This is a genomic window from Thermoactinomyces sp. CICC 10523, assembly GCF_016055105.1.
In the GTDB taxonomy this organism is placed as follows: domain Bacteria; phylum Bacillota; class Bacilli; order Thermoactinomycetales; family Thermoactinomycetaceae; genus Thermoactinomyces_A; species Thermoactinomyces_A daqus.
Window position 1 is genome coordinate 1 of record NZ_JAECVX010000015.1, and the last position, 16,806, is coordinate 16,806.

At 49.3% G+C, this 16,806-nt stretch carries 19 protein-coding genes; 4 read left to right on the forward strand and 15 right to left on the reverse strand.

The window, feature by feature from the left end; all coding sequences use genetic code 11:
• Positions 1 to 314: 314 nt before the first annotated feature.
• Positions 315 to 1,814 carry an MDR family MFS transporter gene (locus I8U19_RS15120; RefSeq protein ID WP_198056407.1) on the reverse strand — a complete coding sequence of 500 codons (1,500 nt, stop codon included), beginning with the start codon at positions 1,812 to 1,814 and terminating at the stop codon, positions 315 to 317.
• A 215-nt stretch (positions 1,815 to 2,029) separates the two neighbouring features.
• Here I8U19_RS15120 and I8U19_RS15125 point away from each other — a divergent pair, with 215 nt between their 5' ends.
• Together I8U19_RS15125 and I8U19_RS15130 are read left to right on the forward strand one after the other, a co-directional pair.
• Positions 2,030 to 2,353, forward strand: coding sequence for a DUF2614 family zinc ribbon-containing protein (locus tag I8U19_RS15125; RefSeq protein WP_052154257.1), 324 nt, complete (start codon positions 2,030 to 2,032; stop codon positions 2,351 to 2,353).
• A 297-nt stretch (positions 2,354 to 2,650) separates the two neighbouring features.
• Positions 2,651 to 4,429: an AMP-dependent synthetase/ligase gene (locus tag I8U19_RS15130; RefSeq protein WP_198056408.1), complete on the forward strand. Its 1,779-nt coding sequence runs from the start codon at positions 2,651 to 2,653 to the stop codon at positions 4,427 to 4,429.
• A gap of 11 nt (positions 4,430 to 4,440) precedes the next feature.
• Here I8U19_RS15130 and perR read toward each other — a convergent pair whose 3' ends face one another.
• From perR to I8U19_RS15145, 3 genes are all read right to left on the reverse strand, one after another.
• Positions 4,441 to 4,875, reverse strand: a complete 435-nt coding sequence (perR, locus tag I8U19_RS15135) for a peroxide-responsive transcriptional repressor PerR (RefSeq protein WP_033101316.1) — start codon at positions 4,873 to 4,875, stop codon at positions 4,441 to 4,443.
• A gap of 385 nt (positions 4,876 to 5,260) precedes the next feature.
• On the reverse strand, positions 5,261 to 6,466 hold the full coding sequence (locus I8U19_RS15140; RefSeq protein ID WP_033101317.1) for a cytochrome P450 family protein: 1,206 nt from the start codon (positions 6,464 to 6,466) through the stop codon (positions 5,261 to 5,263).
• A 118-nt stretch (positions 6,467 to 6,584) separates the two neighbouring features.
• Complete coding sequence (locus I8U19_RS15145) at positions 6,585 to 7,214, reverse strand: TetR/AcrR family transcriptional regulator (protein WP_198056409.1); 630 nt, start codon at positions 7,212 to 7,214, stop codon at positions 6,585 to 6,587.
• A 116-nt stretch (positions 7,215 to 7,330) separates the two neighbouring features.
• On the opposite strand from I8U19_RS15145, the gene I8U19_RS15150 reads away from it, so the two are divergent.
• Positions 7,331 to 7,711: a DUF4383 domain-containing protein gene (locus tag I8U19_RS15150; RefSeq protein ID WP_052154258.1), complete on the forward strand. Its 381-nt coding sequence runs from the start codon at positions 7,331 to 7,333 to the stop codon at positions 7,709 to 7,711.
• A 143-nt stretch (positions 7,712 to 7,854) separates the two neighbouring features.
• On the opposite strand, the gene nth is transcribed toward I8U19_RS15150, so the two are convergent.
• From nth to I8U19_RS17385, 8 genes are all read right to left on the reverse strand, one after another.
• Positions 7,855 to 8,535 (reverse strand): endonuclease III, encoded by a 681-nt coding sequence (gene nth / locus I8U19_RS15155; protein ID WP_033101319.1) that lies wholly within the window; start codon positions 8,533 to 8,535, stop codon positions 7,855 to 7,857.
• A 12-nt stretch (positions 8,536 to 8,547) separates the two neighbouring features.
• Positions 8,548 to 9,318 (reverse strand): class I SAM-dependent methyltransferase, encoded by a 771-nt coding sequence (locus I8U19_RS15160; protein ID WP_033101320.1) that lies wholly within the window; start codon positions 9,316 to 9,318, stop codon positions 8,548 to 8,550.
• A gap of 55 nt (positions 9,319 to 9,373) precedes the next feature.
• Positions 9,374 to 9,841, reverse strand: a complete 468-nt coding sequence (bcp, locus tag I8U19_RS15165; RefSeq protein WP_033101321.1) for a thioredoxin-dependent thiol peroxidase — start codon at positions 9,839 to 9,841, stop codon at positions 9,374 to 9,376.
• 439 nt (positions 9,842 to 10,280) lie between these two features.
• A complete protein-coding gene (locus I8U19_RS15170) occupies positions 10,281 to 11,621 on the reverse strand; it encodes a sensor histidine kinase (RefSeq protein ID WP_198056410.1) in 1,341 nt (446 codons plus the stop codon).
• 1 nt (position 11,622) lies between these two features.
• The gene (locus tag I8U19_RS15175; RefSeq protein WP_198056411.1) at positions 11,623 to 12,300 is read right to left on the reverse strand and encodes a response regulator transcription factor; all 678 of its coding nucleotides are present in this window, start codon (positions 12,298 to 12,300) and stop codon (positions 11,623 to 11,625) included.
• A 115-nt stretch (positions 12,301 to 12,415) separates the two neighbouring features.
• Positions 12,416 to 12,706, reverse strand: coding sequence for a hypothetical protein (locus tag I8U19_RS15180; RefSeq protein WP_033101324.1), 291 nt, complete (start codon positions 12,704 to 12,706; stop codon positions 12,416 to 12,418).
• An 11-nt stretch (positions 12,707 to 12,717) separates the two neighbouring features.
• Positions 12,718 to 12,924, reverse strand: coding sequence for a spore germination protein (locus tag I8U19_RS15185; RefSeq protein WP_033101325.1), 207 nt, complete (start codon positions 12,922 to 12,924; stop codon positions 12,718 to 12,720).
• Between the two features lie 23 nt (positions 12,925 to 12,947).
• A complete protein-coding gene (locus I8U19_RS17385) occupies positions 12,948 to 13,379 on the reverse strand; it encodes an Hsp20/alpha crystallin family protein (RefSeq protein WP_198056412.1) in 432 nt (143 codons plus the stop codon).
• A gap of 368 nt (positions 13,380 to 13,747) precedes the next feature.
• Between I8U19_RS17385 and gerPC the strand changes: the two genes are divergently transcribed.
• Entirely contained in the window at positions 13,748 to 14,092 is a 345-nt protein-coding gene (gerPC, locus tag I8U19_RS15195) for a spore germination protein GerPC (protein WP_198056413.1), read from the forward strand.
• 47 nt (positions 14,093 to 14,139) lie between these two features.
• On the opposite strand, the gene I8U19_RS15200 is transcribed toward gerPC, so the two are convergent.
• The 3 genes from I8U19_RS15200 to I8U19_RS15210 are packed head-to-tail and all read right to left on the reverse strand — an operon-like array spanning position 14,140 to position 16,721.
• The gene (locus I8U19_RS15200; protein ID WP_033101327.1) at positions 14,140 to 14,925 is read right to left on the reverse strand and encodes an ABC transporter permease; all 786 of its coding nucleotides are present in this window, start codon (positions 14,923 to 14,925) and stop codon (positions 14,140 to 14,142) included.
• A 1-nt stretch (position 14,926) separates the two neighbouring features.
• Complete coding sequence (locus tag I8U19_RS15205) at positions 14,927 to 15,679, reverse strand: ABC transporter permease (RefSeq protein WP_052154275.1); 753 nt, start codon at positions 15,677 to 15,679, stop codon at positions 14,927 to 14,929.
• Between the two features lie 34 nt (positions 15,680 to 15,713).
• Entirely contained in the window at positions 15,714 to 16,721 is a 1,008-nt protein-coding gene (locus I8U19_RS15210) for an ABC transporter ATP-binding protein (protein ID WP_033101328.1), read from the reverse strand.
• Positions 16,722 to 16,806 lie beyond the last annotated feature (85 nt).

Below are 16,806 nucleotides of genomic sequence, written 5' to 3' on the forward strand. Positions count from 1 at the left end.
CAGCGTTCATCCTGAGCCAGGATCAAACTCTCCGATAAAGATCTAGCTCAAAAAGAATCAACAGGTCATGCTTCACTCTTTAGTTTTCAAGGAACACATCGAAATTCTTTTACTCAACCGCGTTTTGCGGCGACAAAATAGATAATAACACCTTAAATAAATTTCGTCAACACTTTTTTTAAAAAATGTTTTTGCGGCATAACCTCGGGATGACACTCAACAAAATCATCAGGGGATTGGGCCTCCCTGACCGCCCGACAAATATGCGGGAAGGCCAGAGAAGCATCCCCGGCCCTATCTTTACCGATCTCGCCTCAAGCCTCTTTTAGATCTTTGGAGACGGCGACAGCCTCCGGCTTACTGGATGGCAACCGGAACACAAACAGCAGCGCGAGAACCGCGATGCCGACCAAAATGAGGAAAATGTGATGCAGACCATAAACGAGCGCTTCCCGCATCGTTTCCATCACGCTCGACGAAATTTGCCCGATGTTGTGCGGATCGAGCAAGCGGTTGAGATCTGACACATTGATATTCTTCACCTCGGCGTGCCCCATCATGAACACCTTCATGTAATGGTTAAAAAGCGTCCCAAAGACCGCCACACCGATCGTTTGTCCGAGCGAACGCAAAAACGTGTTGGAAGCCGTGGCAGCTCCGCGCAGGTTCCACCCGACGGAAGACTGGACAATAACCGTGTATACCGTCATCGAGAAGCCGAAGCCGAAACCGATTATAAGCATGATCACGCTTAAAACCCAATCCGGCGTCGTCTGGCTGATAAAAGCCAGAGACACATTTCCTGCCAAAATGAGAATCAGCCCCAGCACCGCCGTTTTGCGCGGACCGACTTTGAGCATCAGCCTGCCTCCGAGAGTGGCACCAATCGGCCAGCCAATCGACATCGGCAGCAGCGTTAACCCCGAACCGGTTGCTCCGCGCCCGTGTACCCCTTGAACCCAGAGGGGCAAATAAACATTGAGCGCAATCAGAATGCCGCTCGACAAGAGAGCAGCCAAATTGGAAACGAGGATGGACGGAATTTTGAACAATTCCAGCGGCAGCATCGGCTCTTCAGCCTTGAACTCCACCCAGATGAAGATCAGCAAAAACAGGATTCCAACCAAAAACAGGCCGATGATGATTGCCGATCCCCAAGAATAGACCGTTCCTCCCGTTGACAGGGCAAACAGGATCGAGGCGACGGCGATGGAAAAAGTGAGAACACCTAAATAATCGATTTTTCTTTCGCGGGAATCTCCTTCTTCCCGCAAAAAGATCCAGAGCATGATCACAGAAACAAGACCAAACGGCAAATTGATATAAAAAATCCACCGCCATGATACGTAATCAACCAGAAACCCGCCGACAAGGGGGCCGACCAGTCCGGATAATCCCCAGATCGAACTAAACCACCCCTGAACTTTGGCCCGCTGTTCATAAGGGAAGATATCGCCGATAATCGTAAAGGTTGTCGGCATGATTCCTCCGGCGCCCAACCCTTGCAATGCGCGGAACCAGATCAGCTGATGCATCGACGAAGACAATCCGGATAACATCGAACCCAATAAAAATAAAGCGGCCCCAACCGTGAAGACGACTTTTCTTCCATAGAGATCAGCCAGTTTGCCGAAAATGGGCGTCGTCACAGTTGAGGTGAGAAGGTATGCGGCAAATACCCAACTGATGAATTGCAATCCCCCCAGTTCACTGGCAATCCGGGGCATTGCCGTACTGACGATCGTGACCTCAATTGCCGCCAAAAACGTCGCGATCAACATCGCGATGGTCACTTGTTTACGATTCGTTTGCATGAACCAACCTCCACAACTGGGCAAAAATTTAATTGCTCCATTTTATCATAGCATGCTTCCTTTTCCCCAAAAATCATAAAACAAACCTTTTTATTTATTATGTTGCAAAATCGGACATCTTCTTGATCCCGCCCGCACATCCCTTTGATTGCGCAAAAAATGCGTTCGTGTTACAATCTTTCTGACATTGAAAGCGCTTTTTAAGGAGGGGCCGTATGCTGCTTTCCGGCAAGCTGAATAAAATTCGCACCTTTGCCCTTGGCCTGATTTTTGCCGGCGTGGGAGTCATGTATCTGGGATTCCTGGCCAAAGACCTGATCGCCCTCTTCCTGGCGATTGGCATGATCTTCATCCTGGCCAGCGTTGGCATTTATTTTTGGATCGGAATCATCTCCACTCAATCCGCGCACATCATCTGCCCCGCTTGCGGGAAACAGACAAAGGTGTTGGGAAAAAAGGATGAATGCATGCATTGCAGAGCCATTTTATCGTTTGACCCCGCAGATGCTCCCAAGCAATCCGAAACACCACCAATGTAGCGAGGCCCTTCACTGACAAAGGGCTTCGCTTCGTTATGCCGGCCCGAAACTTCTCTTCCGAGTCAATTTCCGCTATAATAGTACCAATTCTTTGAAAACGGGACAGGCTGTCGCCAAACTTGAGAAGCAATCTTGGAAAACCGGCAGAGATCCATGACAGGGGTTAAGCAAAAGGTTCTACAGATCCTTTGCCCCAAAGGAACCGGAGCACCGGAACCCGACAGACTTCTGTTTTTCGGACTTTCCCAAAACAATTTGTTTCTTGAAACATGATGCACCGAAAGGAGGAACAGGCAATTGAAACCGCATAATCTTCTTGAAATGGTCTCACAAACGGTCAGCCGATTTCCGAACAAAACGGCGCTGCTGTGGACGGAAGACAGCCAGCCGCGCTCGATGACTTACCAAAAACTGTGGGCCACCGTTCGCGATTTCGCTTTTGGCCTGGAACGGCTGGGAATAAAGGCAGGAAGCAAAGTGGCCATCATCTCGGAAAACCATCCCCGCTTTCTCATCAGCGATCTTGCCATTTTAAGTTTGGGTGCCGTTTCCGTTCCCATCCATCCGTTGCAACCGGCCGCCGACATCAAAAAAATCCTGCTCCATTCCGAAGCCGAGGCTGTCCTGGTCGGAACTCCTCCAATGCTGGATCAGCTTGATCCGCCTTCAGAAATCCGTCACACCATTCTGTTGACCGGAAAAGCGGAAGGAAAACGCGGAGCCCTTCGCTTTGAAACAGTCATCCAGTTGGGGCAAACGGTTGCCCTCGAGGAGCTGGATTGGGTTTACCCCGCGATTCAGCCCCCTGAGCTAGCCGCTATTGTCTATCAGCAAGGCGTCCATGGAAAACCGAAAGGAGCGATGCTCTCCCATGCCAACATTCTCAGCCACCTGGAAAGCATCTCTCATGTCATCCCGATGGTATCGGATGACATTGTCCTTTCCGCTTTGCCCGCCTCCTCCAGCCTGACCCGGCTGGCCGGACAGATGGCCCCGCTCCGATGCGGTGCAACGATTGCATACACGGATCAAACAGATGATCTGCTCAGCCCCATGATCCAATACCGGCCAACCATTTTCATCGGAAGTGCGAAACAGGTGGAACGTCTGTACAATCTGGTGCACAGCGAAATCGAACGTTCCCAATTCAGGGCATTTCTTTTTCGGACGGCACGCCGCCTCACGCAAACCTACTACGATCATGCCCGTAAGGGTTTCAACTGGCCCATACCCGGTACAGCCAGATGGACGCACACCCTGGCCCATACCCTGGTCTTCTCCAAATGGGTGCACCGGTTCGGCGGAAGATTGCGATTTCTGATCAGCGATCAACTTTCCTTGTCGGATGAGGCACGGGGCTTTTTTGAAACACTGGGTTTGCCGGTTATTACAACGCACAATACCGCCGCTTGCACTTCCATCATATTGGCAAGCCGTCTTACTGATCCGGCAGACGGCAGCAGAAATACCCTGCCCGGGATCGAATACCGTTTCCTCTCGGACGGCGAATTGCTGGTGAAAAGCGCCAGCGTAATGATGGGCTACTACAACCGACCGGAGAAAACCCAACAGACGATTGTGAACGGATGGCTTCACACGAGGGAATTCGCTGAAGCCGTTTCGGACGGACAGATCAAAATGACCGGGCTCAGAAAAAATTGTGTCACCTTGTCCGACGGAACTCTGGTAGACACCGATGATTGCGAAGATGCGCTCAACGCAAGCCCTTTGATCGAGAGAGCCGTTTTGCTCGGAGACGCCCGTCCGTACATAACCGCGTTGATCACACCTGATCCCGCTGCCTGCGCCGGAAAGAGCCCGGCAGAATTGGAAGAGCTGATAAAAGAGGAAATCGACCGCCGGTTAGAAGGTTTTTCATTGATAGAAAAGCCAAAGCGGTTTGCCCTCCTGCACCGCTCTTTTTCCCAAAGCCGCGGGGAATTGACTTCTACCCAGAGGCTGCGGCTGCCAAAAATCGAGGAAAACTATGCGGAAATCATCGAAGCCATGTATAGCGAAAGCACAGCTTCCCGATCGGCTGCCGCAACCGAAAGCAAAGACCCTGCCACACCTTAAGCAGGGCCTTTTCATTGCTTCTCTTTTTTTTGACATTCAGGACAAACTCCGTACACTTCCATGCGATGTGTTTCAACCTGATATCCTGTCGCCTTTGCTGCTTCCTGCTCCATTTTGAAGAGCGGCGGATGATCAAAATCGGTGATCTTTCCACACTTCCGGCAAATCACATGATAATGATCGTCCATATTGGCATCAAAGCGGCTGGAGGCGTCACCATAGGTCAATTCCCTGACCAATCCCGCATCTTTGAACACACGCAAATTATTGTATACGGTTGCCACGCTCATATTGGGAAAATTTCCTTCCAGCGCCTTATAAATCTCATCAGCCGTCGGATGACCCATTGAAGAGTAGAGATAGGTTAAAATGGCATGACGCTGCGGGGTCATACGAACTCCAATCCCTTTGAGCATCTCGACTGCTTCTGCCAGGCGGTTGGTCATTGTTCTCCACCTCGCTGAATCCGCCCTGTGAAAGAACGATTCTCACTTAATAATCTATATAATTAGTCTACGCCCCCCTTTGCCCTTTTGTCAATGAAAGAGGTCATTTTCCTGTATCGATCCTTTTTTATTTTTGTCCGGATTAAAAAATAACAAACACCAAAAGAGGCGAAAACATTCATATCCAAATCCATAAAGCAGGGTCTTGGCGCTTCTCTTTGCCCCGGTCGTAACGGTCGATGCGGAGAAGCACCAATCCCCTTTTGCTTTCGTCTGTCGACAGCTTCAACTTCTTTCGTCTGATCTTTCCAACTTTTGCAATTAGAGTTAAAGAGATACTTTCAATTGTTTTTTAGAATCCAGATTAAATAATCAATCTCCGTTCTCAAAGAATGACCGGCAATTCCTTTAAACCGCGCATCAGGAAACTGGGGCGCCATTCCAACTGTTCAAGGGAGGTGCCCGGTTTTATATCGGGGAAGCGGTTAAGCAGCGACGAAATGGCAATCTGCGCCTCCAAACGGGCTAAAGGTGCTCCCAGACAGTAATGGATCCCATAGCCAAAACCGATGTGCGGATTATGTTTACGGGTGATATCCAGTTGATCCGGATTGACAAATTGCTCCGGATCCCGATTGGCCGATGCCAGAGCAACCAGCACCATATCCCCTTTTTTAATGGTCTCTCCATGCCAGTTCACATCTTCTATCGCAAAGCGGTTGGTCGTAAACTCAACCGGGCTGTAGTAACGCAGAAACTCTTCCACCGCCGTTTGAATCAGTTCCGGATTTTGCTGCAAAAGGGCCATCTGATCAGGATTTTCAAGCAGGGCCAGCACTCCGTTTCCGATCAGGTTGACCGTTGTTTCATGCCCGGCGACAATCAGCAGAAAAATCATGGCATAAAGTTCTTTCTCAGAAAGTTTATCTCCTTCTGCTTCTGCATGAACAAGACTGGAGATCAGATCATCGGTTGAATTTTGCCGGCGTTTTTCCACCAATTCCTGCAAATAAGCGACAAAAGCTTTGATTTTGGGACCAGCCTTCCTCATCCGGTCCGGATGATTATTGGCATCAATGATCGCGTTGGACCAATCGCGAAATTTCATCCTGTCTTCAGTGGGAATTCCCAGCATTTCGCTGATTACGATGATGGGCAGGGGAAAGGCAAACTCACTCATTAAATCGATTGGTTTTCCTTTTTCCATTTTCTCCAACAGCCCGTCGGCGATATTTTGGATATTCTCATGCATCCCCTGGATCATCTTGGGCGTAAACGCTTTGGATACCAGACTTCTGAGTCGGGTATGATCGGGCGGATCCATCGCCAGCATGGTTTCCATTAAGTACTCTGATTCCTCAAGCACGATCAATTTTTTAAACCGCTCTTCCCCGAGCGCGGTTCGCCCTCTTTTGATAAAGCGGCTGTCCTTTAAAGCCGAAAGCGCATCCTCGTAGCGGGTAATCAGCCAGGCATCGAGCCCGTTCGGCATTTTCACTTTGTAAACGGGCGCTTTTTCCCGCAATTCAGTATAAAACGCATAGGAGTGTTTCTTATAATCCGGAGCAAACAGATCAAACTGAAGTTTCATTGAGGCCCCCATCCTTTTTGGAGAAAATAAATTACTCTATTATATTCCCCTTTTTTAATTCATTAATCAATGAATTGTTTTTTAAAAAACCGGGCAGTCCAAAATGGTCTCCCCTTTTTTATTTGGTCCAGGTTGCAAGGGTATGGCGAACCCATTCGCACAGGAATTCTTCTTTCCTTTTGCGACTGCGGCTTTTTTCCGGAAAGTAAATATTTTGTGCCAGATAAAAGATAATGGCACCGACAAACTGATTCACCATCATCGACGGATCAAATTGATGAAAGTGCCTCTCATCGATCTTTGCTTCGATCAGGGCGCAGATCTCCCGCCAGACCTCACAAAGCTGATGGATGCTCCTCTGCAACAGCGCAGGGTCGAGCAGCGAACGTTCTTTCAGATAGATGATGAGCAATTCCCGGTCGCGAACGGCATATTTCATCAAAAGGCTGCCAATTTGAAAAAGAACGTCTTTAAGCTCGTCAATCTCCGCAATCTTTTGCAATTCTTGCTTGATCCGGCCGATTTTCCGGTCGATCTCTTCTTCAAAAATCGCATGCAAAATTTGCAATTTCCCCCCGGGAAAATAGTGATACAGAAGCCCGTCCGCCATTCCGATGCTTTCATTGATCGCTTTCGTTGTTGTACCGTGATAACCCCGCTCGGCAAATAACTTTTTCGCCATCTCCAACAGCTGCTTGCGCCGCTCGATCGCCTGGATTTCCCGGGTTTTTTTCCTCGTTTCCCGCAATTTATTACCACCTCTTCATTTTGCCTTCAGTGAAAGATTCAGTTGGACAATTTAGGCATCACCACCCGGTGTGGCTCATATATATCTAACAAACCAAAGGAAAGAGAGTGAGGTTTATGGCAAAAGGATTCGCCAGGATCATAGGAGTTTTGCTCACCCTCATCGGGGTGATCGGCTTCTTTTTACCAACTCAAGGCACCATTTATAATCTCCTGCATTTAACCTTGGCTCATAACCTGTTTCATCTGATTAGCGGCATTATCTTTTTGGCCGTAAGCGCCCAAGAGAAGTGGAGCCTGCTGACTGCACGGGTCTTCGGCGTTTTGTACGGCATCATCGCGATTCTCGGCCTTTTCGACGGCCTTGTTGAAAATACTGCCACGATTGAAGTCGTTCATATCCTGGTCGCCCTTGCCGCTTTATACTTCGGATTCAGAGATTGGGCCAGGGAAGTCAAAGTGAAAAAGGAAAAACAAACCGAATCAAAAGGTTCATAATTTGACCCTTAATTCCCCACCCTTCTTTCCCGGTGGGGCTTTTGTGCATGACGCGGATCAGCCGCGAATCATGCAAAAAGGCGGTGTTTTAGTTAAAAGGCGACTTTTGACTGATCAAAAATCGCCTTCTTCGCGTTCTCCTTTTACCGCCCCGCCGGCTCGTATTTCCCCTTCTCCTTTTTCACTTTTTTCCCGTACCAACAGTAAGGCAGGAGGTCGCAGATCTGGCATTTGGGATTTCTCGCGGCGCAAACGCGGCGGCCGTGCCAGATGATCCGATGATGGGTGTCGCTCCATTCGGCCCGGGGAACCCGTTTCATCAGTTGGCGCTCCGTCTCAAGCGGGTTGTCGCTATCCGCAAGGGCCAAGCGGTTGGCCACCCTCTGTACATGCGTATCCACCGCCAGCGCCGGAACACCAAAGGCATTGCTCAATACGACATTGGCCGTTTTGCGGCCGACTCCGGGCAATGCTTCCAGCTGCTTGCGGTCTTGCGGCACCTCCCCTCCGTACTTCTCCACCAAAATGCGACATGTTTGCAAAATGCTCCTGCTTTTATTGCGATACAATCCCAGACCGCGAATGTGCTCCGCCAGATCTTCCTCGGTCAAATCAAGAAAATCTTCCGGCCGGGGGAACTTTTCAAACAATCCTTTCGTCACTTTGTTCACCTGGCGGTCGGTTGATTGCGCCGACAGAATCGTGGCGATCAAGAGTTCAAAAGGATTTCGGTAGTTCAGTTCACAATGGGCATCCGGATACATTTCGGCGAGGGTTTCCAAGATTTTTCGCGTCGGTACGCGTTTCGGCTTCTGCACTTCCATTTTCTCCCCTCCCTACAAAACGCGTTTAGCCGCTTCAATAATCAATTCGTCGCTGCGCGCGTCAAAAGGCGTGCGGTAAAATGTGCCAAAGCGATGAAGAATTTTAAATCCGCACAGGTTTAAAAGATGGTTGATTTCGGACGGGTAAACATAACGGAGCCGGAACAGCGTGCGGATTCGCTCAATCATTAAACCTGAAGGATCAAATCGTTCCATGTAACGAATCACATTGGCAATTTGGGCAAAATGGTCATATTCGATAAAATCATGAAGCTCTACGGTTTCACCTGTTCCCGGCACCGGAAACGTACCGCGAAAAGTATAACGTCCATCCGTTTCATAAAGAGCTTTAATTTTGGGAACGAAGATATTGAAAGCAAACAATCCCTCGTCCGCCAAATGGACGCGCACCCGTTTCAGCGTTTCCACCTGGTCGCGAACCGTCAACAGATGCAAAAACGAACGGTACGGAATAATGATCAGGGGAAAACAGCGTCCCAATTGAAAGCGGGACATATCCCCTTCGATCCATTCCACCATCCCGGCGAGTTCCATTTCCTCCGCTTTTCGTTTCGCTTTTGCCAGCATGGCCGAAGAAAGGTCAAGCCCGACTACCTTGATTCCGGCGCGGGCGATCGCCAGGGTAATCCGTCCTGTCCCGCATCCGAGCTCCAAGACCGGACCTCCCGTTTGCTGTGCCAATTCTACATAATAGGTGAGATCGTGATCAAGCCCCGTGGATGTCCAATCGTAATAATCGGGCCAATCGTAAGCATTCACCATTTTTCACCACATCCTTTATCGATTGGCGAAAAACGGGCCCTGTGGCAGGAACCCGTCAACGGAGATGTTCTTTGATATATTGCAAAACTTCCTTTACATGCCCCATCGCTTTCACTTTTCGATAAACCTTGACAATCTGTCCTTCCCCATTGATCACAAAGGTCGAGCGTTCGATGCCTTTAAACTTTTTGCCGAACATATTCTTGTCTTTAAGCACACCATAGGCTTCACACACCTTGCCGTCGGGATCACTCAGAAGCAGGAAAGGGAGATTCTGCTTTTCCACAAATTTTTGATGGGAAGCAACGGAATCCCGGCTGACTCCCAAAATCACCGTATTCAGATCTGCAAATTCCTGATGGTGATCACGAAAACCGCACGCTTCCACGGTACAACCCGGTGTGTTGTCTTTGGGATAGAAGTACAAAACAACATTTTTCCCCCGATAATCGGAAAGCGACACTTTTTCTCCGTTGGATGCCTCCAGTGTAAACCCGATCGCTTGCTCTCCTTCTTGCGGCATGATTACACCTCCATCATTTACTTCACAGGTTATTCACATTCTACCATTTCTCAAAGGCGAAATTAAGCGCTGCAAATGGATGTTGAATGGGAAGCGGACAGATCCATGACAGACAGACATCCACGCAGTCCCGGGAGGGGAGCGGAGACGTCACTGAGCAACCGGCAACACCCTTACGTGAAAAAAACGAACGGGGCCTGTCATCGGCCCCGGCTGGAAATATATGCAATCGCTATCGTCAGATAAGAGATTTCAGAAAGACGTTCAAACTGCGGATCGAGCAGATTGCCTTGATCCCCCAAATCGGCACCACCGTCAGCAGGATAAAAAGTTCAGCGATCAATTTCATCCGACTCAATCCCTTCTTAAGAAATGCAATTTATACTCCAATCATAAGAAGGGCATATAAGAGAAATATGAGAATCGGATTAATCTTTGATTAGAAACGGGGCAACGTAATGATGACCGCAGTCCCTTTCCCAAGTTGGCTCTTAATGTCCAGCTCTCCGCCCATTTTTTTAACCAGTTCCAGCGCGATGGAAAGTCCCAGCCCGCTGCCGGTGTTTTTGCGCTGTCGTTTGGCCCGGTAAAAACGGTCAAAGATAAAGGGGAGATCAGCCGCAGAAATTCCCTGCCCCGTATCCCGCACCACGATTCGGATGCGCTTCGGGGTTCCCCGCAATTTGACCGTGATGCGGCCGCCTTCTTCCGTATATTTGCCCGCGTTGTCCAAAAGGATATCCAGCAGTTCCTCCAAATCCGCCTGATAGCTTCTGCACTCAAGTTCCTCATCCCGGGCATCATAAACAATCTCCAGCTCACGGTGAACTTGCTGCCAGCGCTTCACCCGTTCGGCAATAACCGAAGTGATGTTGAAAGTTTCCGGTTCCTGAACCGGCTCCTCCATTTCCAGACGGGCCAACTTGAGCAAGCGCTCAGTCATTTTTTCAATCCGAGTCAGCTCCTCATCCATGGTGGAAAGAGCTTCCTCCGCCACATCCGGCTTTTTCATTCCCCAACGGCGCAATAAATTCAAATAGCCCCGCACCACGGCGATCGGTGTGCGCAACTCGTGGGAGACATCGCTGACAAAGCGATTTTGCTTTTTTATCAAATCATAGATCCGATCGAGCAGTAAGTTAAACACTCTCGACAGCAGCGCAATTTCATCCCCGGTGTTCGGCACCTTCAGCCGGTGAGTCGGCCTGGCCGGATCAAATTCCTGTACCGCCTTTGTAATCATCTTCACCGGGCGAAACGCGATCGTGCTCATCACATATCCGCCGATCACCACAAACACGAGGAGCACGGATGAAGCAATGACCAATGCGGTGATCATCGAGCTGATATACTTGCCACTGGAAGAATAATCGGAATATAACTCCATCCGCCCTTTTCCCCGGTCGAGCGGCATTGTCAGCACCAGCACTTCCCGGTCGGTATATTTTTCGATCTTCTCCTTTTTGTTGGGATAGGACATCGGCAGAAAGACTGTTTCGGAAATTCCCTTGTTAACGGAAGCGATCACCCGTTTGTTCCGAATCAGCCTAACTGCTTGTCCTTCTTCGATCATCGAGGGGAGCCATGCGGAATAAGGAAGTGAGGAAAACGCCTCCTGATCGTAAACTTTCTGAATCGAGATCAGCTTATCCCGAAGCACCGATTCTTCCGTTCCAATCAACCAGTTCTTTAAAAGAACGTAGACAAAGATATGAAACAGGATCAAAATCCCAATCAGTCCGATCGTCGATAAAACAACCAGTCTCCAGCGTATCGGCATCTTAATGTTCCCGAACCACATAACCCACTCCCCGCACGGTTTCAATGAAATATTCCAGACCGATGGATTCCAGTTTCGCGCGCAAATAACGGATATAGACGTCCACGACATTGGTGTCCCCCGCATAATCGTAGCCCCATACCTTGGTCAGAATCATCTCCCTTGTCAGGACATGATTTTTGTTTTGCATCAGGTAGGAGAGCAAATCAAATTCGCGGGCGGTCAATTTGATTTCCTTTCCGTACGCTTCGGCCTTTCTCTCATCGAGATAGAGGGTAATCGGGGTCACCCCGATCACGTTCGCCTCCTCTTCCCATGAATGCCGCCGTTCAATCGCCCGGAGGCGGGCCAAAAGTTCTTCAATCGCAAACGGTTTTGTCAGATAGTCATCCGCGCCGGCATCCAACCCGCTGACACGGTCGGGAACGGCATCTTTGGCCGTCAACATGATGATCGGAACCTGGTTGTCGGAACGAATTCGGCGACAGATCTCGATTCCGCTGAGGTCAGGCAGCATAATGTCCAGTATCACCAATTGCCAGTCTTCTTCTTTCATCATTCTCAGCGCAGATCTGCCGTCATGGGCAACCTTGACCTCATATCCTTCATGTCTTAACTCCAACTCCAGAAACCGGGTAATGCTCTTTTCATCTTCAACAATCAAAATTTTCTTTTTCATCCCTACCACCCAAACCTCTGCTTTTTCCGGGCTTTTTTTATTCTCTCATTTCCAGAAAAAACTTCCAAGTGTTAAAAAAACAGGCCAATTCACAGCCCGTTTGACCCAAGTTTTTTCATTCCCGGATTACACATGAATGATTCCTGCGGGAGGGACCGTCATCCTTCGGACTTTTGGCTCCGGCCGGCGGCGGAATTGGCGGACCCGGTTGAGTGGGAATTGGCGGCTGCGTCTCCGGCGGATTCGGTACTTCCGTTTTTTCTTCCTGCCCTCCCGGTTTCTGTGGCTGCCGGGGTGATACCAGTTGCTCCCGTTGATTGACAATATTCAGTGTGGAACCGATATTCATCGAGCCCGCATCCGCAACCGTATTAACCTGAAGCGAACGAATTTCCACATGAATCAATGCCCGTCACCTCATCCCGTGGAATCCACAATATCCGGATCGAGATACACATTCCGCTCAAAATCGAGGTTCCGGCTGAAATCCCCAATCGGTGAAGATCCACCAAGCGATTTGGTAAAGCTTTCCGCGCCGATGTTGATAGTATTTCCGAAATTGACGGAAGCAGCACTGGATATGCTGTTGATTTTGATATTAAAAATATTGTTGATCGTCCCCATGGATGTCCCTCCCTCGGTCAGTGTTACTCCCGGTCATCCATCTTCAGTTTCATCGCATGGTTCTGAGAAGGTTCCTTATGAATGGGAAACCGAATTTCCAAAATCCCTTTGCGGTAACGCGCGCTGGTATATCGCCTGGCAACAGGAACACCCAATGGAATGGTTTTCTGAAATTCTCCTTTTTTACGCTCGGAAAGCGATACATGAAACCCTTCATAAGGGTTTGGGATTTGTCCTTTTATCCAAAGCGTTTCCCCTTCCACTCTCATTTCCAGGGTATGGATATTTTCCATCCCGGGCAAATTGATCACCACAATCACTTCATTCGGCCCATGAAACACATCGACGGCCGGTTCGTCTTTTTCGGCCGCATGCATGATTTCCTTAAAAAAATCTTCCCCCAGAAACTGCCGGGCCAAATGATGCCACCGCGCAAATTGGGTATTCCCGCTCACCAGAAAAACCTCCTTTACAGGCCGAATCACAATACGGATGCCCATATTTTATTCGCTTGGGCTTTGTCCTGTCACAATTCTGGCATCAATTCTTACCTCATCCCCATATATTTTAAAAGAGATTGCCCATTTCATCCCGACGGAAAATGCATAACCTTTCGGCACAGCCGAGTGATGCAGGCTTAAGCATGCTCCGGAAAGGAGCGGACACAACCGGCGGAATATGGAATGGTTGGAATGAACAGACAACGACATTCCTGTGACGCATTTTCGCAAAAAACATGAAGCACTGGAAAAGGGATTCAGCTTGCTTAATTCATTTTTATTAATGAAGAAAACCAATAGTGCACATAAAGGAGTGAAATCGCTTGTACGGATATGATCCTTTCTCTTATCTTTGGCAACGGCTGGAGCAGATGGAGCAGGACCTCAATCAGTTGAAGCAGCAAAATGAAGAACTGCAAAAGCTGGTCGAGAAAATCAAGCCGCTTCAGGTGGAAAAAATCGAATACAAGATTCACGAGCTGCATGTGCAAACGCTGAGCGGAACCTTAAACGTCGGTTTAACCGCCACCGGAGACGATTCCGCCGTGGGAGACATTATCGAGCAGGTGGTGGAAGAACACCGCAAAAATCTGGTGAATGAAGAAGAGGGAGGGCAGGATGAGAACCCCGGAGCCGACAATCCGCAGCAACATTTTTCCTCCCCGTAAAAAAGACCGCGCGATTGTTGGAATAAACAACCCGCGCGGTCAGTTGTTCAGTTGCCTGCTCCCCGATAGTGGCGAATGCCCCGGTTCCAGCACATCAGACCAAACCCGAGATAAAGGATGCCAACGAGCGGGGTGAGGAAGGCATACCATTTCCAATGGTCATGATCCAGAAGGTAACTTGCCGGGTAAAAGCCGACAAAAGCAAACGGAAGAACCCAGGTGAGCGCAAACTGAATCACCCGATGGTAGATATTTACGGGATAGCGGCCATAATTCCCGATATTGTAAATAATCGGCTGGATATCAGATTTGGAATCCGAATAGAGACTGATGCTGGTCAAGGCTATATAGATTCCTCCGTAAATCATCACACTGCCCAACGTGAACAGGAAAAGAAGGAGAATATCAATCAAATCCCAACTGAGATCCAGTTTCCAAGCGGCATACCCCATCACGACAAGTCCGGTTAACCCGCCGACAAGGGATTCCGGAGTCATCGTCTCCATGATCACCTGGACCAAGCTGTAGACCGGCCTGGTCAACACCCTGTCCAGTTCTCCTTTGATCACATAGCGGTCATTAAAATCCCAGAGATTGAAAAATGCAGAAAAAACCGCCCACGGAATGAGAAAATAGCCATAAATAAAAATCACTTCGTAGCGATTCCAGCCGCCGAGGCTTGATGTATGCTGGAAGACCACCAGGATAAAGATGAGATTGATGCCCTGATAAAAAAAGTTCATGATGAACTGGGTCACAAAATCCCAGCGATACGCCATTCTCGTCTTGATATATTGCTTGAAATACTCGATGAACAAATGGAGATGAAACATATTAACCACCTTGTACAATCAGCGTTTTTCTAGCTTTTAACCAGATCAGCTGAATGGGAATCCAGAGCAGCACGCACCAAACAGCTTGGATCAATATGGCATGGACAAAGTCGGAGCCGGCCAATCCTTTGACCAATACCGTGCTCGGCAAATAACTGATCGCCTGAAACGGAAGAAACTCCAGTACTTTTTGCATCCAGTCGGGATAAAAGACGATGGGGATCGTAAGCCCCGACAGCAGATCGACGATCACTCGCTTCGCCCAGATCAATCCTTGGTTGTTTAAAATGAAAAAGGCGAGCACGCCTGTCAGCAGGTTCACTTCCACGTTGACGATAAACCCGAGCAGCAGACTTAAGGCAAATTTGGCCCATACCGGCGAGACTCCCGGCAGATCGATCGGAAAAATGAACGATACCACGATCATTCCGGGAACACTGAATAAAAACAGGCGGAACAATCCTTCTCCCAGCCCCTGAAACGCTTTGACCAACAGATAGTGATAGGGGCGTATCAACTGAACGGCAACGGTTCCGTCACGAATCTCCTGCGCGATCTCCCGATCGAGATTGTTGAAATAAAACGCCCGCGACATCCAGGAAACGGCGATGTATGTGGCCATTTGCATCACAGTCATCCCCTGCAGCGTTCCCTTGTTGCCATAGATGGCCATCCACAAAAAATAATAAACGCCGATGTTCAAACTGTAGATGATAATGCCGCTGTAGTAATTCACGCGGTACGCCAGCATCATGAGAAAACGGATGCGAATCACTTCAAGATACACCTTATACAATCGTCATCCCCTCCTGATAAATTTGGCGCACAATCTCTTCGGTCGATGCCTCTTCAATCCGCATTTCCTGAACGGGCACATACTGAACCACACGGGAAAGCACTTCCGATACCGCCAATTCACCGTGATGAATATGGGCAATATACTGCCTTTGCCCCGTCTGTTCCCATTTTACCGGAAGCCCTTCCGTTCTCTGCTCCAGTTCATTCAACTGGACGTTCTTCGCAAAATCCAGGTGAATCTTGCGTCCGCCACCCCAGTTGAGCCGAAGTTTGGTCAGGCTTCCGTCATAGATGATGCGCCCTTTGTCCAGCATCACAACGCGTGAACACAGGGCCTCGATATCTGAAATGTCGTGCGTGGTCAGCAAAATCGTCGTTCCCAACTCTTTGTTGATCTCTTTCAGGAAGCGGCGAATATTTTCTTTTACCAGCACGTCCAGCCCGATCGTCGGTTCATCCAGAAACAGCAGCGGCGGCTGATGAATCAGTGCGGCAGCCAGTTCACAGCGCATCCGCTGGCCCAGGCTCAATTTGCGAACCGGCTGGTCAAGCAGATCACCGATTTCCAAAACTTCCACCATCCGTCCGAGATGGCGTTTATACTGCTCATCCGGCAACCGGTAGACTTTTTGCAGCAGGCGAAACGACTCCTGCACCGCGATATCCCACCAGAGCTGGCTGCGCTGCCCGAAAACGACGCCGATCGTTCGCACAAATTTTTCCCGTTCGCGATGGGGATCGTAGCCGTTCACTTTCAACTCTCCGGCCGTCGGTTCCAAAATCCCCGTCAACATCTTGATTGTCGTCGATTTCCCGGCGCCGTTTTCCCCGATATAACCGACGATTTCTCCCTGGTCAATTGTCAAATCAATCGCATCAACAGCCCGGATCACCCGGTACTGCCGGTTCAACAAATCGCGAAAGGCCCCCGCTAATCCCGGGCGGCTCTGATATACCTTAAACTCTTTGGTTAACCCATGAGCTTCAATCGATCGCACTTTCTTTCCACTCTCCCTTTTGTGAGATCGTCATAAGCGCAACCCAGAGGTAAAAGTCAAGCCAGGCCGGCCGGGCTTCCCCGCA

Excerpts from the sequence above, each read along its gene's own strand:
- I8U19_RS15160 (WP_033101320.1), bottom strand. The coding sequence starts at position 9,318 with ATGGTGAATGCTTACGATTGGCCCGATTATTACGATTGGACATCCACG.
- I8U19_RS15125 (WP_052154257.1), top strand. The coding sequence starts at position 2,030 with ATGCTGCTTTCCGGCAAGCTGAATAAAATTCGCACCTTTGCCCTTGGC.
- I8U19_RS15140 (WP_033101317.1), bottom strand. The coding sequence starts at position 6,466 with ATGAAACTTCAGTTTGATCTGTTTGCTCCGGATTATAAGAAACACTCC.
- I8U19_RS15120 (WP_198056407.1), bottom strand. The coding sequence starts at position 1,814 with ATGCAAACGAATCGTAAACAAGTGACCATCGCGATGTTGATCGCGACG.
- I8U19_RS15185 (WP_033101325.1), bottom strand. The coding sequence starts at position 12,924 with ATGGGGACGATCAACAATATTTTTAATATCAAAATCAACAGCATATCC.
- I8U19_RS15200 (WP_033101327.1), bottom strand. The coding sequence starts at position 14,925 with ATGTTTCATCTCCATTTGTTCATCGAGTATTTCAAGCAATATATCAAG.
- I8U19_RS15205 (WP_052154275.1), bottom strand. The coding sequence starts at position 15,679 with ATGATGCTGGCGTACCGCGTGAATTACTACAGCGGCATTATCATCTAC.
- perR (WP_033101316.1), bottom strand. The coding sequence starts at position 4,875 with ATGACCAACCGCCTGGCAGAAGCAGTCGAGATGCTCAAAGGGATTGGA.
- I8U19_RS15150 (WP_052154258.1), top strand. The coding sequence starts at position 7,331 with ATGGCAAAAGGATTCGCCAGGATCATAGGAGTTTTGCTCACCCTCATC.
- I8U19_RS15175 (WP_198056411.1), bottom strand. The coding sequence starts at position 12,300 with ATGAAAAAGAAAATTTTGATTGTTGAAGATGAAAAGAGCATTACCCGG.
- bcp (WP_033101321.1), bottom strand. The coding sequence starts at position 9,841 with ATGCCGCAAGAAGGAGAGCAAGCGATCGGGTTTACACTGGAGGCATCC.
- I8U19_RS15170 (WP_198056410.1), bottom strand. The coding sequence starts at position 11,621 with ATGCCGATACGCTGGAGACTGGTTGTTTTATCGACGATCGGACTGATT.
- nth (WP_033101319.1), bottom strand. The coding sequence starts at position 8,535 with ATGGAAGTGCAGAAGCCGAAACGCGTACCGACGCGAAAAATCTTGGAA.